This window comes from Actinomadura rugatobispora (assembly GCF_042656285.1).
GTDB classification, from domain to species: Bacteria; Actinomycetota; Actinomycetes; order Streptosporangiales; family Streptosporangiaceae; genus Spirillospora; species Spirillospora rugatobispora.
Map to the genome: position 1 here is coordinate 23,668 of NZ_JBHSON010000096.1, position 23,253 is coordinate 46,920.

Annotated in this window: 25 protein-coding genes; 16 read left to right on the plus strand and 9 right to left on the minus strand. The window is 72.4% G+C overall.

Features of this window, described 5'->3' with window-relative positions; genetic code table 11:
- Nucleotides 1-67: 67 nt before the first annotated feature.
- From polX to ACFPZN_RS44760, 5 genes are all read right to left on the minus strand, one after another.
- Nucleotides 68-1,789, minus strand: coding sequence for a DNA polymerase/3'-5' exonuclease PolX (polX, locus tag ACFPZN_RS44740; protein WP_378289076.1), 1,722 nt, complete (start codon nucleotides 1,787-1,789; stop codon nucleotides 68-70).
- A 29-nt stretch (nucleotides 1,790-1,818) separates the two neighbouring features.
- A complete protein-coding gene (gene prcB / locus ACFPZN_RS44745) occupies nucleotides 1,819-2,661 on the minus strand; it encodes a proteasome subunit beta (protein ID WP_378289078.1) in 843 nt (280 codons plus the stop codon).
- 144 nt (nucleotides 2,662-2,805) lie between these two features.
- Entirely contained in the window at nucleotides 2,806-3,741 is a 936-nt protein-coding gene (locus ACFPZN_RS44750; protein WP_378289080.1) for an EamA family transporter, read from the minus strand.
- A 66-nt stretch (nucleotides 3,742-3,807) separates the two neighbouring features.
- A complete protein-coding gene (locus tag ACFPZN_RS44755) occupies nucleotides 3,808-4,608 on the minus strand; it encodes an ABC transporter permease (protein ID WP_378289083.1) in 801 nt (266 codons plus the stop codon).
- A complete protein-coding gene (locus ACFPZN_RS44760; RefSeq protein WP_378289085.1) occupies nucleotides 4,605-5,531 on the minus strand; it encodes an ABC transporter ATP-binding protein in 927 nt (308 codons plus the stop codon). The genes ACFPZN_RS44755 and ACFPZN_RS44760 overlap by 4 nt, the downstream gene beginning before the upstream one ends.
- Nucleotides 5,532-5,729: 198 nt before the next feature.
- Here ACFPZN_RS44760 and ACFPZN_RS44765 point away from each other — a divergent pair, with 198 nt between their 5' ends.
- The 9 genes from ACFPZN_RS44765 to ACFPZN_RS44805 all read left to right on the plus strand — a co-directional run bounded on the left by ACFPZN_RS44765 (nucleotide 5,730) and on the right by ACFPZN_RS44805 (nucleotide 13,096).
- Complete coding sequence (locus tag ACFPZN_RS44765; protein WP_378289087.1) at nucleotides 5,730-6,119, plus strand: DUF3040 domain-containing protein; 390 nt, start codon at nucleotides 5,730-5,732, stop codon at nucleotides 6,117-6,119.
- 337 nt (nucleotides 6,120-6,456) lie between these two features.
- Nucleotides 6,457-7,266, plus strand: a complete 810-nt coding sequence (locus ACFPZN_RS44770; protein WP_378289089.1) for a helix-turn-helix transcriptional regulator — start codon at nucleotides 6,457-6,459, stop codon at nucleotides 7,264-7,266.
- On the plus strand, nucleotides 7,263-8,675 hold the full coding sequence (gene sufB, locus ACFPZN_RS44775; protein WP_378289092.1) for a Fe-S cluster assembly protein SufB: 1,413 nt from the start codon (nucleotides 7,263-7,265) through the stop codon (nucleotides 8,673-8,675). Before ACFPZN_RS44770 ends, sufB begins: the two co-directional genes overlap by 4 nt.
- Complete coding sequence (gene sufD, locus ACFPZN_RS44780) at nucleotides 8,675-9,814, plus strand: Fe-S cluster assembly protein SufD (protein WP_378289094.1); 1,140 nt, start codon at nucleotides 8,675-8,677, stop codon at nucleotides 9,812-9,814. The genes sufB and sufD overlap by 1 nt, the downstream gene beginning before the upstream one ends.
- On the plus strand, nucleotides 9,811-10,176 hold the full coding sequence (locus ACFPZN_RS44785) for a non-heme iron oxygenase ferredoxin subunit (RefSeq protein ID WP_378289096.1): 366 nt from the start codon (nucleotides 9,811-9,813) through the stop codon (nucleotides 10,174-10,176). Before sufD ends, ACFPZN_RS44785 begins: the two co-directional genes overlap by 4 nt.
- Nucleotides 10,177-10,200: 24 nt before the next feature.
- On the plus strand, nucleotides 10,201-10,968 hold the full coding sequence (gene sufC, locus ACFPZN_RS44790) for a Fe-S cluster assembly ATPase SufC (RefSeq protein WP_378289098.1): 768 nt from the start codon (nucleotides 10,201-10,203) through the stop codon (nucleotides 10,966-10,968).
- The gene (locus ACFPZN_RS44795) at nucleotides 10,965-12,227 is read left to right on the plus strand and encodes a cysteine desulfurase (protein ID WP_378289101.1); all 1,263 of its coding nucleotides are present in this window, start codon (nucleotides 10,965-10,967) and stop codon (nucleotides 12,225-12,227) included. Before sufC ends, ACFPZN_RS44795 begins: the two co-directional genes overlap by 4 nt.
- A gap of 27 nt (nucleotides 12,228-12,254) precedes the next feature.
- Nucleotides 12,255-12,710, plus strand: coding sequence for a Fe-S cluster assembly sulfur transfer protein SufU (gene sufU, locus ACFPZN_RS44800; protein WP_378289103.1), 456 nt, complete (start codon nucleotides 12,255-12,257; stop codon nucleotides 12,708-12,710).
- The gene (locus ACFPZN_RS44805) at nucleotides 12,707-13,096 is read left to right on the plus strand and encodes a metal-sulfur cluster assembly factor (RefSeq protein WP_378289105.1); all 390 of its coding nucleotides are present in this window, start codon (nucleotides 12,707-12,709) and stop codon (nucleotides 13,094-13,096) included. Before sufU ends, ACFPZN_RS44805 begins: the two co-directional genes overlap by 4 nt.
- A gap of 84 nt (nucleotides 13,097-13,180) precedes the next feature.
- Here ACFPZN_RS44805 and ACFPZN_RS44810 read toward each other — a convergent pair whose 3' ends face one another.
- Nucleotides 13,181-13,771: a hypothetical protein gene (locus ACFPZN_RS44810; protein WP_378289107.1), complete on the minus strand. Its 591-nt coding sequence runs from the start codon at nucleotides 13,769-13,771 to the stop codon at nucleotides 13,181-13,183.
- Between the two features lie 176 nt (nucleotides 13,772-13,947).
- Between ACFPZN_RS44810 and ACFPZN_RS44815 the strand changes: the two genes are divergently transcribed.
- Nucleotides 13,948-15,123: a sensor histidine kinase gene (locus tag ACFPZN_RS44815; RefSeq protein WP_378289109.1), complete on the plus strand. Its 1,176-nt coding sequence runs from the start codon at nucleotides 13,948-13,950 to the stop codon at nucleotides 15,121-15,123.
- Nucleotides 15,120-15,785 (plus strand): response regulator, encoded by a 666-nt coding sequence (locus ACFPZN_RS44820; protein WP_378289112.1) that lies wholly within the window; start codon nucleotides 15,120-15,122, stop codon nucleotides 15,783-15,785. The genes ACFPZN_RS44815 and ACFPZN_RS44820 overlap by 4 nt, the downstream gene beginning before the upstream one ends.
- A 72-nt stretch (nucleotides 15,786-15,857) precedes the next feature.
- Here the strand turns inward: ACFPZN_RS44820 and ACFPZN_RS44825 are convergent, their stop codons facing one another.
- Nucleotides 15,858-17,018 (minus strand): EAL domain-containing protein, encoded by a 1,161-nt coding sequence (locus ACFPZN_RS44825; protein ID WP_378289114.1) that lies wholly within the window; start codon nucleotides 17,016-17,018, stop codon nucleotides 15,858-15,860.
- A gap of 225 nt (nucleotides 17,019-17,243) precedes the next feature.
- Nucleotides 17,244-17,639 carry an ABC transporter permease gene (locus ACFPZN_RS44830; RefSeq protein ID WP_378289116.1) on the minus strand — a complete coding sequence of 132 codons (396 nt, stop codon included), beginning with the start codon at nucleotides 17,637-17,639 and terminating at the stop codon, nucleotides 17,244-17,246.
- Between the two features lie 182 nt (nucleotides 17,640-17,821).
- On the opposite strand from ACFPZN_RS44830, the gene ACFPZN_RS44835 reads away from it, so the two are divergent.
- From ACFPZN_RS44835 to ACFPZN_RS44845, 3 genes are read left to right on the plus strand one after another with little or no spacing between them, the layout of a single operon-like run.
- A complete protein-coding gene (locus tag ACFPZN_RS44835; RefSeq protein ID WP_378289119.1) occupies nucleotides 17,822-18,460 on the plus strand; it encodes an AIM24 family protein in 639 nt (212 codons plus the stop codon).
- Nucleotides 18,461-18,462: 2 nt separating this feature from the next.
- Nucleotides 18,463-19,116: an AIM24 family protein gene (locus ACFPZN_RS44840; protein WP_378289121.1), complete on the plus strand. Its 654-nt coding sequence runs from the start codon at nucleotides 18,463-18,465 to the stop codon at nucleotides 19,114-19,116.
- Between the two features lie 7 nt (nucleotides 19,117-19,123).
- A complete protein-coding gene (locus tag ACFPZN_RS44845; protein ID WP_378289131.1) occupies nucleotides 19,124-19,900 on the plus strand; it encodes an AIM24 family protein in 777 nt (258 codons plus the stop codon).
- A 93-nt stretch (nucleotides 19,901-19,993) separates the two neighbouring features.
- Here the strand turns inward: ACFPZN_RS44845 and ACFPZN_RS44850 are convergent, their stop codons facing one another.
- Nucleotides 19,994-20,752, minus strand: a complete 759-nt coding sequence (locus tag ACFPZN_RS44850) for a VOC family protein (RefSeq protein WP_378289123.1) — start codon at nucleotides 20,750-20,752, stop codon at nucleotides 19,994-19,996.
- Between the two features lie 299 nt (nucleotides 20,753-21,051).
- On the opposite strand from ACFPZN_RS44850, the gene ACFPZN_RS44855 reads away from it, so the two are divergent.
- Nucleotides 21,052-22,650 (plus strand): ABC-F family ATP-binding cassette domain-containing protein, encoded by a 1,599-nt coding sequence (locus ACFPZN_RS44855; protein ID WP_378289125.1) that lies wholly within the window; start codon nucleotides 21,052-21,054, stop codon nucleotides 22,648-22,650.
- A 116-nt stretch (nucleotides 22,651-22,766) separates the two neighbouring features.
- Entirely contained in the window at nucleotides 22,767-22,979 is a 213-nt protein-coding gene (locus tag ACFPZN_RS44860; RefSeq protein WP_012852589.1) for a helix-turn-helix domain-containing protein, read from the plus strand.
- Nucleotides 22,980-23,253: the final 274 nt, after the last annotated feature.

The window sequence follows — 23,253 nt, forward strand, 5'->3', positions numbered from 1 at the left end:
CTCGGGACGGCCCGGCGGACGCAGCGCGATTCCGCGGTGTCAGGGGTGGTAGGCGGGGCTTCGGCGGTCAGGCGGGCTTGTTGAGGAAGGCGCGGAGGTCCTTCAGCGGCCAGGTGTTGATGACGTCGTCAGGGGTCAGCCAGCCGCGCTGGGCGGTGCCGATGCCGTAGCGGATGTTGCGGTGGTGGCCCAGGGAGTGGGCGTCGGTGTCGACGGCGAACTTCACGCCGTGGTGGAGCGCGCGGCGGATCAGGTCCTCCGGCAGGTCGAGCCGGTCGGGGAAGGAGTCGATCTCCAGGGCGGTGCCGGTGCGGGCGGCGGTCTTGAAGACCTCGTCCCAGTCGGCGTCGACCGGGCGGCGCCTGCCGATCGAGCGGGCGGTGGGGTGGCCGATCACATGGACGTGCGGGTTCTCGCAGGCGCGGACCAGGCGGCGGGTCATCGCGGCCTGGTCCTGGGTGAAGTGGGAGTGGATCGACGCCACGCAGATGTCGAAACCGGCCAGGAAGCCGGCGTCCCAGTCGACGCCGCCGTCGGGGTCGATGTTGAGCTCGGTGCCGTGCAGCAGGGTGAGATCGGGATGGCGCTTCTGCAGCGCGCGGACCTGGTCGCGCTGGGCGAGCATCTTCTCGTCGGTCATCCGCTGCATGAACAGGTTGGGCGCGTGGTCGGTGATCGCGTAGTACTCCAGGCCGCGGGCGGCGGCCGCCTCCACCATCTCCTCCAGCGTGGCGACGCCGTCGGTGAGGTCGGTGTGGGAGTGCAGGTCGCCCCGGAGGTCCTCGACGGTGACCAGGCGCGGCAGCGCGCCCTTGAGCGCGGCCTCGATCTCGCCGCGGTCCTCCCGCAGGACGGGCGGGATCCAGGGCAGGCCGAGCCGGGCGTAGACCTCCTCCTCCGTCTCGGAGACGATCAGCTCCCCGGACTCGGCGTCGAACAGGCCGTACTCGGAGAGCTTGAGACCGGCGCGGACGGCGATCTCCCGGGTGCGGATGTTGTGGGCCTGGGAGCCGGTGAAGTACTGCAGTGCGGCGCCCCACGACTCCGGCGGGACGACCCGCAGGTCGACCTGGAGGCCCTTGGCGGTGCGGACGGAGGTCTTCTTCTCGCCGCTCGCGATGACCTCGGCCACGATCGGCAGCTCGGTGAACGCCTTCATGATCGGGCCGGGCTCGGTGGCGGCGACCAGGACGTCGATGTCGCCGATCGTCTCCCGCATCCGCCGCAGCGAGCCCGCGTACGTGCAGCGCAGGCAGCCGGTGACCGCGGACAGGGCGGCCGTGATCTCCTCGGCCAGATCGGTGGCCACGTCGATCAGGACCCGCTCGCCCGACTGCTGCATCAGCTCGATGCCGTGCAGGATGTTCTCCTCGGTCTTGGCGCCGAAGCCCTTGAGGCCGCGCAGCCGCCCCGCGCGGATCGCGTCGGCCAGCTCGCCCACCGAGGCGATGCCGAGCTCCTCGTACACCGCCAGCGCCTTCTTGGGGCCGAGGGTGGGGATCGCGGTCAGGGCGCGGACGCCCGCGGGGATCTGGGCGCGCAGCTCCTCCACCTGCCGGATGGTGCCGGTGGTGGTGTAGTCGAGCACCTTCTTGGCGATCGCCTCGCCGACCGTCGGGATGGTGCGCAGCCCGGCCAGGTCCATGCCGGCGATGTCGTCGGGGTGCCCGGCGATCGCCCGCGCCGCCTTCTCGTACGCCCTGATCTTGAAGGCGTCGCCGCCCGTGATCGACAGCAGGTCCGCCAGCTCCTGGATGAGTGCCGCGGCCTCTTCGTTCGCCCGTGCCATACCGCGAGTCTAGGGCGGGGGTACGACAGTCAGCGGAGCGGCGCGACCGGCCCGTCGGGACGCTCGTGGCGGGCCTCCACGACCCGGTCGACGATCTCCGCGACCTGCTCCTCGGGCAGCCTGCGGTAGCCGTCGGCGGTGACGACCGACACCACCGGGTAGATGCGCCGGGTGCGGTCGGGCAGGCCGGTGGCGGTGTCGTCGTCGGCGGCGTCGTAGAGCGCCTGCACGCACACCTCGGCCGCGTCCTCGACCGACAGGTCGGGCCGGTAGAGCTTCTTGAGGGAGCCGGCGGCGTACGGCGAGCCCGAGCCCTCGGCGTGGAAGTCGCGGGCGGGCTGCGGCGAGCCGGTGATGTCGTAGGTGAAGATCCTGCCCTCGCCGGTGTCGGGGTCGTACCCGGCGAACAGCGGGACGACCGCCAGGCCCTGCAGCGCCTGGGCGAGGTTGGCCTGGATGACGGCGCCGAGGCGGCGGGCCTTGCCCGGCAGCGACAGCGGCACGGTCTCCATCTTCTCGTAGTGCTCCAGCTCGACCTGGAAGAGCCGGACCATCTCCAGCGCGAGGCCGACCGTGCCGGCGAAGGCGACGACCGAGTACTCGTCGGCGCGCTGCACCTTCTCCAGTTCGCGGTAGGCGATCTGGTGGCCGCGGGTGGCGCGGCGGTCGCCGGCCATCATCACGCCGCCGGGGAACGTCAGCGCCAGGACGGTGGTGCCGTGGGGCAGTTCGAGCCCGGCGCCGCCGTCCCGCGGGACCCGGTTGACCGGGAGCGACTCGGGCGAATGGACCCGCAGGAAGTCGACGAACGACGGAGCGCCCGCCTCGAAGTACTCGGGCGGCAGTCCCTGATCCTCTGCCCAGCCGGTCACGGTGACCCCTCTCGAACTCCTCGCCGACACGCGTCCTGCGATGATCCTTGCACGGATCCTTTCACCTCCGCCGAGCCTCCCGCCACCGCGCCCGGGCTCCCAGGCCGCCCGGGCCCGCCCGGGGACGGCGCCGGCCCGCGGGCGTCAGGGCTCGGCGGCGGGCGGCGGTTTCGCCGGGCCCAGGGTGGCCCCGGCACAGGCGACGATCACGCAGGCGATCGCCACCCACTGCCGCCCGGTGAGGATCTCGCCCAGCACCACCACGCCGACCAGCGCGGCCACCGCCGGTTCCAGGCTCATCAGGATCCCGAACACGCGCGGGGGCATCCGGCGCAGCGCCTCCAGCTCCAGGGAGTAGGGGATCACCGACGACAGCAGCCCCACGCCGATGCCGAGCGCCAGCAGCCGCGGGTCGAGCAGGGCGGAGCCGCCCTCGGCGACGCCCAGCGGCAGGATCGCGAACGTGCCGACGACGCTGGCCAGCGCCAGCCCGGACGACCCGGCGAACCGCCGCCCGGTGGCGGCGCTGAGCAGGATGTAGGCGGCCCAGCAGGCCCCGGCCAGCAGCGCGAAGCCGATGCCGACCAGGTCGGCCTCGCCGCCGCCGCGCGCCAGCATCACCACGCCCCCGCCGGCCAGCGCCGCCCAGACCAGGTCGCGGGGACGGCGGGAGGCCACGATCGCCACCAGCAGCGGCCCCAGGAACTCGATCGTGACCGCCATGCCCAGCGGGATCCGGGAGAACGACTGGTAGATCGAGAAGTTCATCAGCGCCAGCGACAGGCCGAAGCAGGCGGCGACGGCCAGGCTCGTGCGGGAGTGGTCGCGCAGCACGCCGCGGAGCGCCCCGCGGGCCAGGAAGCCGAGCACGATCGCCGAGGTGAGCAGCCGCATGAGCACCATCGCGCTCGGCGGCATCCGGTCGAACATGTGCTTGGCCATGCCCGCGCCGATCTGCAGCGACAGGATGCCCAGCAGGATGAGGGCGGGCGGCGGGAGCGCGCCGAGCGACAGCAGCCGCAGGCGCTCGGGGAAGCCGCCCGCACGGCCGTAGGAGCCGGGGGCCTCAGCCAGTGCCATGCGTCGCTCCCGTCCGTTCCCTTCCTGGGTCCCTTCCCGTGCTCTGTACGGCCCCGCCCGTCGGCGTCACTCCCATCGGAAGAAGCGGGCGGCCAGGGCGAGCCCCGCCGCGGCCCACACCGCCAGGACGAGCAGCGGCCCGCCAGGGAACGCCGCGCCGTGCTGGAGAACGTCCCGCAGCCCCTCGGCCAGTGCCGAGATCGGCAGCAGCTCCAGCGCCGAGCGCACCTCCGAGGGGAAGCGCTCCAACGGGAAGACCACTCCGCCGACGGCCAGCAGCAGCACGTACACCAGGTTGGCGGCGGCCAGGGTGGCCTCGGCGCGCAGCGTGCCCGCCATCAGCAGGCCGAAGCCGCTGAACGCCGCGGTGCCGAGCAGGATCAGCGCCAGCGCCGACACCGGGTCGCCGTGCGGGCTCCAGCCCATGGCCAGCGCCACCGCGCAGATCACGGCGGCCTGGAGCGCCTCCACGGCCAGCACGGTGAGGGTCTTGGCGGCGATCAGCCCGGAGCGCGGCAGGGGCGTGGCGCCGAGCCGTTTGAGCACGCCGTAGCGGCGCTCGAACCCGGTGCCGATGGCCTGCCCGGTGAACGCGGTCGACATCACCGCCAGCGCGAGGACGCCGGGGGCCAGGAAGTCGACGCGCGGGCCCGGGCCCAGGTCGAGCAGGGACGTCCCGCCGAACAGCGCCAGCAGCACCACCGGGATGATCATGGTGAGCAGGAGCTGCTCGCCGTTGCGCAGCAGGGTCCGCAGCTCGTAGCCGGCCTGGGCGAGGATCATCCGCGGCAGCGGGACCGCGCCCGGCGCGGGGGAGAGGTCGAGCGGAGGTCCGGCGGACGAGGGTGCGGGCTCGGCGGTGGTCATGAGCGCAGCTCCCGTCCGGTCAGCTCCAGGAAGACGTCCTCGAGGGTGCGGCGCTCGATGCGCAGCTCCTCGGCCATGACGCCGTGCGAGGCGCACCAGGCGGTCACCGTGGCCAGCAGCTCGGGCCGCACGTCGCCCTCGACCAGGTAGTGGCCGGCCGGGGACTCCTTGGCGGCGCTGCCCAGCGGGAGGGCCGACAGCAGCTCGTCCAGGCCCAGCCCGGGCCGCGCCCGGAAGCGCAGCTGCCGCTCCGCTCCGGCGAGGTCGGCGGGGGCGCCCTGCGCCACGACCGTCCCGTGGTCGACGATGACGACGTGGTCGGCCAGGCGCTCGGCCTCCTCCATGTAGTGCGTGGTGAGCACGACCGAGACCCCGGCGCCGCGCAGCTCCTCGACCAGCTCCCAGGTGGAGTGGCGGGCCTGCGGGTCGAGGCCGGTGGTGGGCTCGTCCAGGAAGACCAGCTCGGGCCTGCCCACCAGCGCGACCGCCAGCGACAGCCGCTGCTGCTGGCCGCCCGACAGCCTGCGGAACGGGGTGCGGGCCTGCCCGGTCAGGCCGAGCCGCTCCAGCAGCGCGGCCGGGTCGAGCGGGCGGCTGTGGAAGGAGGCGATCAGGCGCAGGAACTCGCCGGCCCGCGCCGTGCCCGGCACTCCCCCCGACTGCGGCATCACGCCCACGCGGGGCTTGAGGGCCTTGCCGTCGGCGGCCGGGTCGAGCCCGAGGACGCGGACGAGCCCGGAGCCGGCGCGGCGGAAGCCCTCGCAGATCTCGATCGTGGTGGTCTTGCCGGCGCCGTTGGGGCCCAGCATCGCGGTCACGGCGCCCCGCGCGGCGCGGAACGAGAGCCCGTTCACGGCGGTGACCGGTCCGTAGCGCCTGACCAGGTCCGCGACCTCGACCGCGCTCTCTCCAGGGGGTGCCATGGACCCGAGTTTAGGTCGGCCCCCGGACGCCTCCGCGCGCGCGTGCCCCGGTCTGCGGTGGAACGGTCCCGTGGAGGGTGATCCAGGTCACAGCAATGGCAAGGTCAAAAATTGGACACGCGTGACAAAAGCAAATAAACCTGCTTTGTCACCCGCGCACTGGAACCATCGCAACCCGTAGGCCTTTGGGGGTCGGATATGGCGCTGTCGGCAGAGGAGATCCGGACGCTGAACGAGATCGCCCGGCGCATGGCCGAGGAGGATCCCGAGCTCGTCCGGCGCCTGGTGTCCGACGGCCTCCACGGCCCGGCGGAGCGCGAGGGCGGCTCCGCGGAGGGCGGCGACGGCGCGGCGGAGAACGCCGGCGGATCCGAGGCGGAGCGCGTCGTCCGGCGCATCGAGGTCGTCGAGGTCGGCTCGCGCCGCCGGCTCGCGCGCTACCTGGCGTCGCTGCGGGCGGTCGCCCCGGCGGCCCTGGTGGGGGCGCTCCTGGTCTCGGGTGTCGTGGTGTCCTTGCTGGTGGCGGCTCAGAACGCGGACAGGGCCGGGACGCGCTCGCGCGGCCCCCGCGGGCGCCTGCGGCCCTGACGCGCCTGACGCCTTCCCCGCGCCGCATCGGACGGCCGTTCGCCCGCGCCCTTCGATCGGGCGACGAATTCCACGCCGCTTCAAGCCGCTTCAAGCCGCGACCATGATCTGCCCGCCCCGGGGCAAAATCTGTCCGCCCCGGGCGAAGCCGGGTCGCGCGGCACGGCATCCGAACGCCGGCGGCGTCCCATCCGACGCGCCCTGGCCGGACCCGCCCCCGGGGGGCCGGAGAATCGCATCATCGCAGGTTAGGTAAGGCTAACCTGCGTGAGCCATGACATCCGGGAAGGCGTTGGTCGCCGGGAAGGAATTACGGCACACTGATGTTGTGAAAAACGTGGGCGAGAAGACGACGAGCGGGGTGACCGAGCGCGACACACGCGCCCGGGTGGCCCGGCTCGTGCTCGAACACGGTCCCATCACCGCCTCGGCGCTGGGTGACCGGGTGGGTCTCACGCCCGCCGCGATCCGGCGCCACCTGGACGCGCTCCTGGCCGAGGGCATGATCGAGATCCGCCGGGCACGGCCGCAGACGCGGCGCGGCCGCGGGCGGCCGGCCAAGTGGTTCGCGATCACCGACGCCGGGCGCAGCGCGTTCGTGCACGCCTACGACGATCTCGCCTCCAGCGCCCTGCGGTTCCTCGCCGAGAAGGCGGGGGAGCGCGCGGTATCGGAGTTCGCCCGGCGGCAGATCGCCGACCTGGAGCGCCGCTACCTGCCGGTGGTGCGGGACGCCCCGCCGCACCAGCGGGTGCGCAAGCTGGCCGAGGCGCTCTCCGGCGACGGCTACGCCGCCGCGGCCGCCAAGGGCCCCAGGCCCGGCGGGGGCGAGCAGCTGTGCCAGCACCACTGCCCGGTCGCGCACGTCGCCGCGGAGTTCCCGCAGCTGTGCGAGGCCGAGACCGAGGCGTTCAGCCGCCTGCTGGGCACCCCCGTCCAGCGGCTGGCGACCATCGCCCACGGCGACGGGATCTGCACCACCCACGTCAGCCCCCGCTCCCTCACCAGGGGGGACGGGGACGAGGACGGCGATCCCGCCGCGGCCGGCGAGCGGTCGGGCGCCGATCCGTCCGCGCCGACAGGTGCGGCCGGGGACGCGTCGAACGGTGACACAAGCGACGAGGAGTCCGGGAGGACCCCCATATGACGACGGCAGCCCACCCGGAGCTGGAAGGGCTCGACAGGTACAAGTTCGGCTGGTCCGACCCTGACGCGGCCGGAGCATCGGCGCGCCGCGGCCTGAACGAAGAGGTCGTGCGCGACATCTCCGGCAAGAAGGGCGAGCCCGACTGGATGCTCGACCTGCGCCTCAGGGGTCTGCGCCTGTTCGGCAAGAAGCCGATGCCGAGCTGGGGGGCGGACCTGTCGGAGATCGACTTCGACAACATCAAGTACTTCGTGCGCTCCACGGAGAAGCAGGCGGCGACGTGGGAGGACCTCCCCGCCGACATCAAGGCCACCTACGACAAGCTGGGCATCCCCGAGGCCGAGAAGCAGCGGCTGATCGCCGGGGTCGCGGCCCAGTACGAGTCCGAGGTCGTCTACCACAAGATCCGTGAGGACCTGGAGGAGAAGGGCGTCCTGTTCCTGGACACCGACACCGGGCTGCGCGAGCACCCGGAGATCTTCCAGGAGTACTTCGGCTCGGTGATCCCGGTCGGCGACAACAAGTTCGCCGCCCTCAACACCGCGGTGTGGTCGGGCGGGTCGTTCATCTACGTGCCGCCGGGCGTGCACGTGGAGATCCCGCTGCAGGCATACTTCCGGATCAACACCGAGAACATGGGCCAGTTCGAGCGGACCCTGATCATCGCGGACGAGGGCTCGTACGTGCACTACGTCGAGGGTTGTACCGCTCCGATCTACAAGTCCGACTCGCTGCACTCGGCGGTCGTGGAGATCGTGGTGAAGAAGGACGCCCGCGTCCGCTACACCACGATCCAGAACTGGTCGAACAACGTCTACAACCTGGTGACCAAGCGCGCCGTCGCCTACGAGGGCGCCACCATGGAGTGGGTCGACGGCAACATCGGCTCCAAGGTCACCATGAAGTACCCGGCGGTCTACCTGCTCGGCGAGCACGCCAAGGGCGAGACGCTGTCGATCGCGTTCTCCGGCGAGGGCCAGCACCAGGACGCCGGCGCCAAGATGGTGCACGCCGCGCCCAACACCTCCAGCACGATCGTGTCCAAGTCGGTGGCGCGCGGCGGCGGCCGCACCAGCTACCGGGGCCTGGTGGAGATCCAGGAGGGCGCCGAGCACAGCAGGTCCACGGTGAAGTGCGACGCGCTGCTGGTCGACCAGATCAGCCGGTCCGACACCTACCCCTACGTGGACGTCCGCGAGGACGACGTGGAGATGGGCCACGAGGCCACCGTCTCCAAGGTGTCGGAGGACCAGCTGTTCTACCTGATGAGCCGGGGCCTCAACGAGGACGAGGCGATGGCGATGATCGTGCGCGGGTTCGTCGAGCCGATCGCGCGCGAGCTGCCCATGGAGTACGCCCTGGAGCTGAACCGGCTGATCGAGCTGCAGATGGAAGGAGCCGTCGGCTGATGGGGCTGGAGACACGGCCTCTCTCGACGTTGCACGAGAGGGCCTCCTACGAGGTCGCCGACTTCGAGGTCCCGACGGGCCGCGAGGAGGAGTGGCGGTTCACCCCGCTGCGCCGCCTGCGCGGCCTGCACAACGGCACCGCCGAGCCCGACGGCAAGGTCATCGTCGAGGCCGACGCGGCGCCCGAGGTGCGGGTGGAGTCGGTCGGGCGCGACGACGCCCGGCTGGGCAAGGCGTACGTGCCCGCCGACCGGGTGAGCGCGCAGGCCTGGGCCTCGTTCACGCAGGCGATGGTGGTGACCGTGCCGAAGGAGACGGTCGCGTCCCGGCCGACGGTCCTGCGGCTGCGCGGCGAGGACGCCTCCGCGGCGGCCTACGGCCACACCACCGTGCTCCTGGAGCCGTTCGCCGAGGCCACCGTGGTGCTCAGCCACCGCGGCCCGGCCACCTACGCCGACAACGTCGAGTTCGTCGTCGGCGACGGCGCCCGGCTCTCGGTGATCAGCCTGCAGGACTGGTCCGACGACACCGTGCACGTCTCCCACCAGCACGCGCTGCTGGGCCGCGACGCCCGGTTCGTCTCGCACAACGTGACGCTGGGCGGCGACCTGGTGCGGATCTCCCCGACGGTGTCCTACGACAAGCCCGGCGGCGACGCCGAGCTGTACGGGGTCTACTTCGCCGACGGCGGCCAGCACCTGGAGCACCGGCTGCTGGTCGACCACGCCGTGCCGCACTGCCGCAGCCGCGTCGACTACCGCGGCGCGCTGCAGGACCGGGACGCGCACGCGGTCTGGATCGGCGACGTGATCATCCGGGCCGAGGCGGAGGGCACCGACACCTACGAGCTCAACCGCAACCTGGTGCTGACCGACGGCACCCGGGTCGACTCGGTGCCGAACCTGGAGATCCTCACCGGTGAGGTCGCGGGCGCGGGGCACGCCTCGGCGTCCGGCCGCCTGGACGACGAGCACCTGTTCTACCTGCAGGCGCGGGGGATCACCTACGACGACGCCCGGCGCATGGTGGTGCGGGGTTTCCTGGGCCAGCTGATCGAGCGGATCGAGGTCGAGGAGGTCCGCGAGAAGGTGGCCGAGGCGATCGAGGCCGAGCTCGACCGGGGAGCCCGGGAGAGATGACCTCGGACGCGAAGCCCGCGGGGGCCGGGGGGACGGCCTCCCAGGACGGGTACGTCAAGGTGTGCGCCCTGACCGAGATTCCCGCGGACGGCGCGCTCGGCGTCGAGATCGACGACACGCCGGTGGCGCTGGTGCGCGCCGGCGAGGCCGTGCACGCGGTGAACGACATCTGCTCGCACGCCGAGGTCTCCCTGTCCGAGGGCGAGGTCTACAACGGCACCATCGAGTGCTGGCTGCACGGGTCCTGCTTCGACCTGCGCACCGGCAAGCCCACCAACCCGCCGGCGACCCAGCCGATCGCCACGTACAAGGTCAAGGTCGAGGACGGCGACGTGTACGTCTCGCTGGGCTCCGGCGACTGAGAGACGACTGAGAGATACAAGATCATGACCACCCTAGAGATTCGCGACCTCCACGTCTCCGTCGCCGACGGCGCCGACGGGAGCAAGGAGATCCTGCGCGGGGTCGATCTGACCGTGCGGGCCGGTGAGACGCACGCGCTGATGGGCCCCAACGGCTCGGGCAAGTCCACCCTCGCGTACGCGATCGCGGGCCACCCCAAGTACGAGGTGACCTCCGGCTCGGTCGCGCTGGACGGCGAGGACGTGCTGGGCATGAGCGTCGACGAGCGCGCCCGCGCGGGGCTGTTCCTGGCCATGCAGTACCCGGTCGAGGTGCCCGGCGTGTCGGTGTCGAACTTCCTGCGCTCGGCGGTCACCGCCGTCCGGGGCGAGGCGCCGAAGCTGCGCGATTTCTCCAAGGAGATGAAGCGGGCGATGGACGCGCTGTCCATCGACCCGGCCTTCGCGCAGCGCTCGCTGAACGAGGGCTTCTCCGGCGGCGAGAAGAAGCGGCACGAGATCCTGCAGCTGGAGCTGCTCAAGCCCAAGATCGCGGTGCTGGACGAGACCGACTCGGGCCTGGACGTGGACGCCCTCAAGGTCGTCTCCGAGGGCGTCAACCGGTTCTCCGGCTCCGGCGAGACGGGGGTGCTGCTGATCACCCACTACACCCGGATCCTGCGGTACGTGAAGCCCGACTTCGTGCACGTGTTCGCCGGCGGCCGGGTCGTCGCCGAGGGCGGCCCGGAGCTGGCCGACACCCTGGAGAACGAGGGCTACGAGAAGTACGTGAAGGCGGGCGCATCGGCATGACCCTGCTCCCCGAAGAGCTCAAGAAGGACTTCCCGCTGCTCCAGCGCACCGTGCGCGGCGGGCGCGACCTGGTCTACCTCGACTCCGGGGCGACATCGCAGAAGCCCGTCCGGGTGCTGGACGCCGAGCGGGAGTTCTACGAGCGCCACAACGCGGCGCCGCACCGCGGGGCGCACCTGCTGGCCGAGGAGGCCACCGGCCGGTACGAGGACGCCCGCGCCACCATCGCCACGTTCATCGGGGCGGTGCCGGGCGAGCTGGTGTTCACCAAGAACGCGACCGAGGGCATCAACCTGGTCGCGTACGCGATGAGCAACGCGGCGACATCGGGCCCTGAGTCCGAGCGGTTCAAGGTCGGCCCCGGCGACGAGATCGTCGTCTCGGAGATGGAGCACCACGCGAACCTGGTCCCCTGGCAGCAGCTCTGCCAGCGGACCGGGGCCACGCTGCGCTGGTTCGGCATCACCGACGAGGGCCGGCTCGACCTGGAGCACCTCGACGAGATCATCAACGAGCGGACCAGGCTGGTCGCGCTGACCCACCAGTCCAACGTGCTGGGCACGGTGCCGCCGATCGACCTGATCACGGCGCGGGCCCGGCAGGTGGGCGCGCTGGTGCTGCTGGACGGGGCGCAGTCGGTCCCGCACCAGCCGGTCGACGTGGCCGCGCTGGGCGTCGACTTCCTGGCGTTCTCGGGGCACAAGATGCTCGGCCCGACCGGGATCGGCGTGCTGTGGGCCCGCCGCGAGCTGCTGGAGGCCATGCCGCCGTTCATCACCGGCGGGTCCATGATCGAGGTGGTGCGGATGGAGGGCTCGACCTTCATGCCGCCGCCGCAGCGGTTCGAGGCCGGGGTGCCGATGACGGCGCAGGCGATCGGCCTGGGCGCGGCCTGCGACTACCTGACCGAGCTGGGGATGGACCGGGTGCACGCGCACGAGGAGGCGCTGGTCGCCTACTCGCTGGAGCGGCTCGGGGAGATCCCCGGCGTCCGGCTGATCGGCCCGCTCAGCACCGACGCGCGCGGCGGCGCGGTGTCGTTCACCGTGGACGACATCCACCCGCACGACGTGGGGCAGGTGCTGGACGAGCTGGGCGTGGCGATCCGGGTGGGGCACCACTGCGCGTGGCCGATCTGCCGCCGCTTCAACATCCCGGCGACCACGCGGGCGACGTTCTACCTCTACAACACCCTCGCCGACGTTGACGCCCTCGCCGACGGGGTACGGCACGCGCAGAAGTTCTTCGGCACGCACTGACGGCCCCTCGGAGGAGAAAAGGACGACATGCAGCTCGAGGCGATGTACCAGGAGGTCATCCTGGATCATTACCGCAACCCCCTGAACAAGGGGCTGCGGGAGCCGTACGAGGGCGAGGCGCATCACGTCAACCCCACGTGCGGCGATGAGGTGACCCTGCGCGTGCACCTCGACGGCGAGGGGCAGGACGCCCGCGTCGCGGACGTGTCCTACGACGCCATGGGCTGCTCGATCAGCCAGGCGAGCGCGTCGGTGATGAGCGATCTGATCATCGGCAAGTCCGTCAAGGAGGCGATGGCGGTCGGCGAGGAGTTCCTGGCGCTGATGCAGTCGCGCGGTCAGGGCGAGCCGGACGAGGACGTCCTGGAGGACGCCGTCGCCTTCGCCGGGGTCTCGCAGTACCCCGCCAGGATCAAGTGCGCCCTGCTCGCCTGGATGGCGTGGAAGGACGCGACCGCCCGAGCACTCGGAGAGGCATCATGAGCGACACCCCCGCAGACACCACCGGCACGGACGCCGCGGAGGCCGCGGAGGCCGCCGCGGGCACCACGGCCGTCACCTCGAACGAGGCCGAGGAGGAGATCCTCGAGGCCCTGCGCGACGTGGTCGACCCCGAGCTGGGGATCAACGTGGTCGATCTCGGCCTGGTCTACGGCGTGAACCTGGCCGACGAGGTCGCCACCCTGGACATGACGCTGACCAGCGCGGCCTGCCCGCTCACCGACGTGATCGAGGACCAGGCCGCCAGCGCGCTGGACGGGCTGGTCAAGGACGTCAAGATCAACTGGGTCTGGCTGCCGCCGTGGGGCCCGGACAAGATCACCGAGGACGGCCGGGACCAGCTGCGCGCCCTGGGCTTCAACGTCTGACGCGCTTTCGACGTCCGGCCCGAACGACCGCCGGCGCCCCGCCGCCTCTTCGCGAGGTGGCGGGGCGCCGCCGTTTCCGGGCCGTCAGCGGTGGGTGGCGGACGCGCCGTGCGCCTGGCCTGCGGCGGGCTCCTCCTCGCCGGGCTTGGGCTTGGCGGGCCACAGGGTGTGGCTGATGGGCCAGATCGACCAGATCGCCAGCACCGTCAGCAGCCGCTGCGTCCAGCCCAGCAGCGCCTCGGTGCGGGCCGTGTCGTCCACCATCACGATCATGCTGAGCAGCACGCCGCAGGCGATGGCCGTGGCCAGCGACGCCTTGCCGAACTCCCGCCACTCGTAGCGGACGCGGGCGCGGCCGTACCTGGGCTTGCCCTTGGGCGGCGGCCCGCCCGCGAAGCGGTGCGCGAAGCGCTCGTCGGCCCAGCGGATCATGCTGCGCCCGAACACGACCGAGTAGCCCAGGTAGGCGGCCGACAGCCCGTGGGTGAAGTTCGCCGTGCCGCCGCCGCGCAGGTCGGCGACGGTGGCGGTCAGCAGGATGACGTCCAGCAGCGGGACGCACATCAGCAGCGCGGCCCCGAGCCGGCGGCGGCCCAGCAGGTAGCGCACCGCGAGACCGGCGAGCAGCAGCAGCCAGAACCCGATCTCGCTGGCGGCGATCAGCGCGAGCAGCAACGTTCCCCCTTGGTCGGTCCTGCCTTCGATGGTGTCGCGGCGGCGGGGCCCGCGCCTCCTCACGGATGCCGAAAACGGGGGTCGTCCGAACGATGTACGGCGCGCCGTCATCCAGGCGGAGGCGGAGCGCTCCCGGGGGATGCTGAGATGGGAGGGTGCGATCGACGAGACCACCCGTGCGCCTCCCGCGCGTCACCCGGAACGACACGCTCGTGGCCGTGGTCGCGCTGGCGGGCGGCCTCCTGCTGATCGCGGCGAAGGGGTACGCGACCTGGGCGCAGGGCTGGGACGCGGGGAAGGGCTGGCGGGTGCTGCCGCTGCTCGGCCTGGTCGCGGCCATACCGTTCCGCCGCACGGCCCCGCGCATGGCGCTGCTGGCCGCCACCCCGTTCAACATCGCCGATCTGGTCCTGGGACCGGGGTTCGCCTCGGCGATCATCTATGGCGACCTGCTGTACGCGGCGTCGCTCTACGGGCGGCGGCGCACCGCCGAGCGGCTGCTGGCCGCGACCGCCGCCGGCACGCTCGCCCTGAGCGGCTTCGCGCTGGTCACGACGCACAGCGTCAGCCTCACCGTGATCGTCGCGGCGATCGCCGGGGTGACCTGGTTCATGCCGGTGATGACCGCGATGGCGGTGCGCGAGCACCGGTTCACCGCGCAGGCCGAGCGGCAGCGGGCCGAGCAGATGGCGCGGCTGGCCGAGCTGGACCGGCGCGGCGCCGTGAACGCCGAGCGGGCCCGGATGGCGCGCGAGCTGCACGATGTGATCGCCAACCATCTCAGCGCGGTGGCGCTGCACTCCTCGGCCGTGCTGAAGGTGCCCGACCTGGACCGGGAGGCGCTCAACCGGGCGATGGAGATCATCCGGGAGAACAGCGTCCAGGGGCTGGCCGAGATGCGGCGCATGATCAGCCTGCTGCGGGAGGGCGAGGAGGAGGACCGCGATCCGCCCGCCGCGCCCCGGCTGGAGGGGCTGGAGCGGCTGGTCGGGCACACCCGGCGCGCGGATCTGACGGCCGCGCTGGAGGTGCGCGGCGAGCCGCCGGAGCTGCCCGCGGCGGTCGAGCTGGCCGCGTACCGGATCGTGCAGGAGTCGCTGACGAACGCGCTCAAGCACGGCGGCCCCGGCAGGGCCCTGGTCCAGGTGGGCTACCTTCGCGACAGGGTGGTCGTCGAGGTGCGCAGCCCGCTGGGGCCGGACGGCCCGCGGCTGCCCGGCTCGGGCGCCGGGCTCATCGGGATGCGGGAGCGGGCGGCGATGCTGGACGGCACGTTCGAGGCCGGGCCGTGCGACGGCGCCTGGCGGGTGCGCGCCGAGCTGCCGGTCGAGGTGGAGAGGGAGAACGCGTGATCAGGGTGCTGGTGGCCGACGACCAGGCGGCCGTCCGGGCCGGGCTGGTGCTGATCCTGGGCTCCGCGCCCGGGATGACCGTGGTCGGCGAGGCCGCCGACGGGGAGCGGGCGGTGGCGCTGGCCCGGGAGCTGCGCCCCGACGTGGTGCTGATGGACATCCGGATGCCCCGCCTGGACGGGATCTCCGCCACCCGGGAGATCGTCGGGATCGCGGACGTGCTGGTGCTGACGACCTTCGACGTGGACGAGTACGTCTTCGGCGCGCTGCGGGCGGGGGCCGCCGGGTTCCTGCTCAAGGACGTCGACGCCGACCGGCTGGTGGACGCGGTGCGCACGGTGGCGTCGGGGGAGGGCATCATCGCCCCCAGGGTGACCCGCAGGCTGATCGGCGCGTTCGCGGCCGGTCCGGCGCCCGCGGCCCCGCCCGCGGTGCTGGCCGACCTGACGCCGCGGGAACGGGAGGTGTTCGCCTGCCTGGGCGAGGGCCTGTCGAACGTGCAGATCGCCGAGCGGCTGGACATGGCCGAGACCACGACCAAGACCCATGTCAGCCGGATCCTGGGGAAGCTGGGGCTGCGCAGCCGCGTGCAGGCGGCCATCCTCGCCCAGGAGACGGCCGCGGGCGCCCCGCCCGGCCGAGAGTCCGGGCCCACGCCGTAGCCGCTGCCCCGGCCGCGGCTCCGCCCGCGGCTCCGGCCCGCGGTTCAGACCGGCGGTTCAGATCGGGGGGCGTCAGGGGGAGAGGCTGCGGATGAGGTCGGCGACCCGGACGATGCCCAGGCAGCGCCCGAGCTCGTCGGTGACGACCAGGTCGTCGTAGACCCGGTCGTTCTCCTGGCCGGCGGCGCGCAGGGCCGCGATGGCCGGCACGGTCCGCGGAACGAGGCGCGGTACGTCGGCGAGGATGCCGGCGGGCTTCTGCGCGTACAGGGCGTGCCCGTACGCCCCCGAGAGCCGCAGCAGGAACCGGGTGCGGTCCACGGTGGCCCTGGGCCGCTGCCGCTCGTCGATCAGCACCACGCTGGTGGTGCCGGTCTCGGCGTTCAGCACCTCGAGCACCTCGTCGGCGGTGGCGGTGTGCGCCACGGTCACCGCGGGCAGCGTGAACTCCGAGACGCGCGGGCCGAGGAGCGCCTCCGGCCGTTCGCGGCGGGGCTCCTCCCGCGCCGCCACCGGCACCGTGACCCGCATGCCCGGCCGCCACTCGGGCGGGGCGAGGGCGGGCCCCTGGACGAGGCGGACGCCCAGCTCGCGCTGCGCCAGTACCTGCTCCTCGCTGGCCAGGCCGGGCGCCAGGACGTGGACGCCCAGCCGGTGCGCCAGCTCCACCAGCGAGGTGACCAGCGCGGCGCGGCGCGGGTCGGCGCCGGCCCGGCGGGCCAGCTCGGGGTCGAGCTTGACCAGGTAGGGCGAGCCTTCCACCAGCAGGTCCAGCGGGGCGTGCACGGCCCCGAGCCCGGCCAGGCCGATCAGGTACCCGGCCTGCCTCAGCTTGCGGATCGCGGTGGCGACGGCGGGCCGCTGCGCGGGCGGGAAGCCGCCGTGGACGCACAGGATGATCTCGTGCGGGCGGCGGCCGGCCTCGCCCAGGCCCTGGTGCAGCTCGCCGAGGAAGGCCTCGCCGAGCCCGAGCGTCTCGGCGCGCAGGCCGATCTGGAGGGGCAGCCGGGTGCGCAGGTCCGCGGTGGCGCGGGCGGCGGCCACGGCCCGGCGGACGTCCTCGCCGGCCGGGTCGATGCGCAGCGCGGGGTAGTGGGGGGAACGGGGGTCCTCGGGGGTCTGCGCCGCCGGAGGGCCCGCATGGGTCTCGACCGCGACGACATGCCCGGTGTCGAGATCGACCACCGGCTGGAACACCGCCCGGGAGGGAAGCAGGACATCAACGGCTGACACATCCGCATCATGCCGTACTAAAACGGATGAAAGCGCACTTGTTAGGAGATGTTTACGCACAATTCGTCGGCGACGTCCCTGGTCACCGCGTATGCGCGAGCCGCCGCTGACGCTCCGTCACCGTCGTTCCGGCACCCGCGCGGGACACCCCCGACGGCGCGTTCGGGGGCCCGTTTTCGGCGGCGCGTCCGGAGTCGCTCGGGCGGCCCTTCGGGGGCGCGGCGCTCAGAGGGCGCGGGCGCTCGCCATGGCCGACAGCGCGTAGGTGCCTCCCGCCAGCGCCGCCGGCCACACGTACGGCATGATGTCGGCGCCGCGCAGCCCCTGCACCACCACCGCGGCCACCAGCGCCGCCGTGACGACGTCGCCGGTCATGGCGGCCGCGCGCAGGTGGGCGCGGGCCCGGTGGCCGGTGCCGAACCCCTCGCTGATCGTCAGCGCCGGCTCGTTGCGGCGGTAGGCCAGGGCGGCGGCGTACCCGGCCAGCACGGCCAGCGCGATGAGTCCCGTTTCCGTCCGGCCGTCGGTGGCCAGCACCGTCGCGACCACCGCGCCGGCGCCGAGCACGATCCCGGGCACGATCCACCGGCTGAGGCTCCGGTTCTCGGGGGCGATCCACATGAACGCCATCCTTCCTGATCTGTACCGCGAACGGCGCCTGCAACGCGCGAGATTTTGCGCCTCCCTGGCACAGGGTCGTACCCGCCGTGCCCAAAGCCGCGTGCCGCGCCGAAACCAAGCGAAACCATGTCCGTGCGCGTGACCGGGGGACGCGGCCGCTCCACCCGGTATCTTGTGGCCTCGTGGCGCAATTCCGAATGAACGGCTCCAAGATGCTGGCCGTCGATCTGGGCGGCGAGACGATCAGAGCGCTGAACGGGTCCATGGTCGCCTACGAGGGGCAGATGTCCTTCAAGCGGCAGGGTATGACCGGTGGCGAGGGCCTGCGGGGGGCGCTCAAGCGCCGCATCGCCGGCGAGGGCATGACGCTGATGGAGATCAGCGGCCAGGGGACCGTCTACCTGGCCAGCGAGGCCACCGAGGTCACGCTCGTGCAGCTGACCGGCGACACCCTGTTCGTGGAGTCCGAGAGCCTGCTGGCGCTGGACGGGCAGCTGCAGACCGGGGTGGAGTTCGTCGGCCTCCGCGGCATGGGCACCGGCCAGGGCCTGGCCACCACCAAGGTCGGCGGGCACGGCACGGTGGCGATCCTGTCCAACGGCCCCGCGATCGCCCTGGAGGTGACCCCGCAGATGCCGCTCTGCGTCGACCCGCACGCCTACGTCGCCCACCACGGCCAGCTGCAGCAGGACGTGGTGACCGACGTCAACTGGCGCACCGTGCTGGGGCAGGGCTCGGGCGAGAGCGTGCAGTTCCGGTACCAGGGGCACGGGCTGGTCTACGTCCAGCCGGCCGAGCGCGGCGGAATTCTGGAGATCTGAGCATGCCCGGATACGAGTCGATCAACTCAAAGATGCTCCAGGTGGCGATCGCGCCGGGCCGGGAGGTCTACAGCAAGCGCGGCGCGATGCTGGCCTACAGCGGACGGGTGTCGTTCGCGCCCACCAGCACCTCCGGGCAGGGCCTCGGCGGCGCCCTCGGCCGCGCCGTCGCCGGAGAGCACACCTCGATGATGCACGTCACCGGGCAGGGCACCGCGATGTTCGGGCACGCCGGGCTGTACGTGGAGGTCATCGAGCTCAACGGCGCCGACACGCTGGTCGTCGAGGCCGACCGGCTGTTGGTGCACGACGCCACCCTGCAGGTCGGCACCATGTTCATGGGCAAGGACGGCGGGATCGGCGGCGTGATCCGCGGCGCGGTCAGCGGCCAGGGCCTGTTCACCACCACCCTCAGCGGGCACGGGTCGTGCGCCCTGCTGTCGCACGGCGGCGTCATGCAGATGCCCATCAACCCGCAGCGGCCTGTCCACGTCGACCCGCAGGCCTACGTCGCCCACCGCGGCCAGGTGCAGAACAAGCTGACCACCGCGGTGGGGCTGCGCGACCTGGTCGGGCGCGGCTCGGGCGAGGGCTTCCAGCTGGAGCTCAGCGGCACCGGCGTCGTCTACGTCCAGGCGAGTGAGAGGAAGATCTGACGTGAGTATGCCGCCTCCCGGGCCTCCGCCCGCGCCGCCCGCCACGTTCAACGCGATGACGCTGCCGTCCAACGACAACGTCAACGCCTACTCCTTCAGCGTGGACCTGAACGGCCAGTGGTTCGCGCAGAAGGGCAAGATGATCGCCTACTACGGGCAGATCAGGTTCGAGGCGCTGTCGTCGGGCCCGCTGGACTCCCTGGTCGCCTCCACCTTCCACTCCCCGCTGTACGCGCACGACTGGATCGTCGCCCAGGGGCAGGGCAAGCTGGTGCTGGCCGACCGGGGCTTCGACGTCAACTCCTTCGACCTGGACCAGGGCAACCTGACCATCCGCGCCGGGAACCTGCTGGCGTTCGAGCCGGGGCTGGAGCTCAAGCAGTCGATCATCCCGGGGTTCCTCACGCTGATCGGCACGGGCCGGTTCGTGGCGGCCTCCAACGGCCCGGTCCACTTCGTGGAGCCGCCGATCCGGGTCGACCCGCAGGCGCTGCTGGGCTGGGCCGACTGCCCCTCGCCGTGCCACCACTACGACCACTCGTACATGAGGGGCGTGCTCGGCGCCGCCCGCATGGTGTTCGGCATCGGCGGCACCTCGGGCGAGGAGCACCAGTTCGACTTCACCGGGCAGGGCACCGTCCTCATGCAGTCCTCGGAGGTCGTGACCGGCGAGGACACGCTGCTGCGCGACCTGGAGGGCCAGGTCGGCATGCTCGGCACCAACGGCCTGCAGCGGCTGCACCACACCATCGGGCAGCGGCTGGCCGCCGAACGCCAGGACTGACCCGCGCCCGGCGCCGTGCGAACGGGCGCCGTGCGGGCGGTGCGGGGGCGGCGCGCCACCTCCGCACCGCCCGCACGGCGTGCCCGGCGCCGGCTACATCTCGGACGGCCTTATCAGGTGGAACCTGACGCCGAACGGGTCCTCGGCCGTGCCGATCCGGCCGTAGGGCGTGTCCTGGGGCTCGTCGACGACCGTGCCGCCGAGGTCGCCGACCTTGCGCGCCGCCGCGTCGGGGTCGTCGACGTCGAAGTAGGTGAACCAGCCGGACGAGGCGCCGGGCGAGCCCATGACGCCGCCGATGCTCTGCCCGTCGGGCCGGTGGAGCACGGTGTAGTCCATATCGCCCTGGATCGGCTCCAGCGTGTACTCGAACACCGCCCGGTAGAAGTCGGCGGCCCGTGCCGAGTCCGCGGTCACCAGCTCGTTCCAGACGAACGAGCCGGGCTCGTTCACGATCCGGGACCCGATGTGCGCGCGTCCCTCCCACAGGCCGAACTGGGCGCCCACCGGGTCCTTGAGGATCGCCATCCGGCCCTGGTCCATCACGTCCATGGGCGCCTCGACCGCGCTGCCGCCCGCGTCGGTGACGCGCTTGACGGTGCCGTCGCAGTCGTCGGTGGCGAAGTAGACGTTCCACCAGTAGTCGCCGGTCGGCTCGGGGAGCTGCATGATCCCCGCCACCGGCTCGCCGCGCAGCAGGCAGGCGTGGTAGTGGCCCGCCTCGGGCCCGTAGTCCTGGAACTCCCAGCCGAACAGGCCCCCGTAGAACTCCTTGGCCCGCCCGAGATCGGGGATCCCCAGGTCGAGCCAGGTGGGCGTGCCCACCGGCGGGTTGCTGGTGAGATGGGTCATCGGACGCACACTCCTTCGTGTGGTGGTGCCGTATTCGTGTGGTGCCGCTTCATGTGGCGGCATCATGTGGCGGTGCCGCCATGCGGCGCCGCCGCCGGGCGGCGGCGCGCACGGTCCGGGCGGCCTCGGCATGGCCGGGACCGGCCGCCGGCGTCACGTACACTGATCAGATGGTTTCGTTCCCGAGCTGACCGGCTCCAAGCGCGTCATGATCACGGATCGTGACGCGCTGTTTCGCGTCCGTGCGACCCTCCCGCCGAGCCAGTCCGCCGTGTCCTCCGTCAGGGGAAGCCCTCACCGTGATCATTGCCAACGACATCGAGCTGCGCGCCGGATCCCGGCTGCTGATCGAAGGCGCCGCCTTCCGCGTCAACCCCGGCGACCGGGTGGGGTTCGTCGGCCGCAACGGGGCCGGCAAGACCACCCTCACCAAGGTCCTGGCGGGCGAGGCGCAGCCCGCGCAGGGCAGCGTCACCCGTTCGGGCACGGTCGGCTACCTGCCGCAGGACCCGCGCGGCGTCGACCTCGAGGAACTGGCCCGCGACCGGATCCTGTCGGCGCGCGGCCTGGACGAGGTGATCCGCGACCTGCGCGACGCCGAGGAGCGGATGGCGACCGCGACCGGCGCCGACCGCGACAAGGCCGTGCGCCGGTACGGGCGGCTGGAGGAGCGGCTGCACGTGCTCGGCGGCTACTCCGCCGAGGCCGAGGCCGCCTCGATCGCCTCCAGCCTGGGCCTGCCCGACCGGGTGATGTCCCAGCCCCTGGGCACGCTGTCCGGCGGGCAGCGGCGCCGGGTGGAGCTGGCCCGCATCCTGTTCTCCGGCGCCGACACGCTGCTGCTGGACGAGCCCACCAACCACCTGGACGCCGACTCGATCGTCTGGCTGCGCGACTTCCTGAAGTCCCACCAGGGCGGCCTGGTGGTCATCAGCCACGACGTGGACCTGCTCGACGCCGTGGTCAACCGGATCTTCCATCTGGACGCCAACCGCAGCGTGATCGACATCTACAACGTCGGCTGGAAGAAGTACCTGCAGCAGCGCGAGACCGACGAGCGGCGGCGGCGCCGGGAGTCGGCCAACGCGCAGCGGCAGGCCGGCGCGCTGCTCTCGCAGGCCGACAAGATGCGGGCCAAGGCCACCAAGGCCAAGGCCGCCCAGCAGATGGACCGGCGCGCCCGGCAGCTGCTGGCGGGGGTGGAGGGCGAGCGGAAGGCCGACAAGGTCGCCAAGATCCGCTTTCCCGACCCGGCGCCGTGCGGCAAGACCCCGCTCACCGCGGAGGGTTTGTCGAAATCGTACGGATCTTTGGAGATTTTCACCGATGTTGATCTGGCCGTCGACCGCGGCAGCCGGGTCGTCATCCTGGGCCTGAACGGCGCCGGCAAGACCACGCTGCTGCGGCTGCTGGCCGGGGTCGACAAGCCCGACACCGGCACGGTGGTGGCCGGACACGGCCTGCGCGTCGGCTACTACGCCCAGGAGCACGAGACCCTCGAGGTCGAGCGCTCGGTGCTGGAGAACATGCAGTCGGCCGCGCCCGGCCTCGCGCCCGTCGAGGTGCGCAAGATCCTGGGCTCGTTCCTGTTCACCGGCGACGACGTGGACAAGCCCGCGGGCGTCCTGTCGGGCGGCGAGAAGACCCGGCTCGCGCTGGCAATGCTGGTGGTCTCCAGCGCCAACGTGCTGCTGCTGGACGAGCCCACCAACAACCTCGACCCGGCCAGCCGCGCCGAGATCCTGGCCGCGCTGCGCACCTTCACCGGCGCGATCGTCCTGGTGACCCACGATGAGGGCGCGGTGGGCGCGCTCCGGCCGGAAAGAGTGATTTTGCTGCCCGATGGTGTGGAAGACATCTGGAGTGACGAGTTTGCCGATCTGGTGGCGCTTGCGTGACCTGCAGGACGTCCCACGCAGATCTTTTCTGGTGGAGTGGGTAGCCGAACGCGCGGGAATGACTGATCATGGCGGGGGATAACGCAGCGGTCACCACATCACTACGGGAGGTACTCGTGGCCGAGACCCTTAAGAAGGGCACCCGCGTGACCGGTGCCGAGCGCGACAAGCTGGCGGCGGAACTCAAGAAGAGGTACGACTCCGGCGAGAGCATCCGCGCCCTGGCAGCCGCCACCGGCCGCTCGTACGGGTTCATCCACCGGATTCTCACCGAATCCGGCGTCAACCTGCGCGGTCGCGGCGGCGCGACCCGCGGCAAGAAGTCCTGAAACGGAGGCTTACCACCCCCGGTTGAGCGCACCGCCCGGCCCGCCGTCCCGACCGTCCGAGTAAGGTTCGGTCGCGGCGGCGGGCGGGCCGCGGGGAACCCGGTCCCCGCACCCGCCGCGCGTCCGGCGCGGCCGCGCCGGACGCGGTCGCACCCGATCGATGCGGGCGCGGAAGGGGAACGGGATGGCGGACGACAGGGTCGGGCGGGCACGGCCGGAACCGGCCACGCGTCCGGAGGCCGCGGCGCGCGCCGCGGCCTCCGGCGACGCGGCC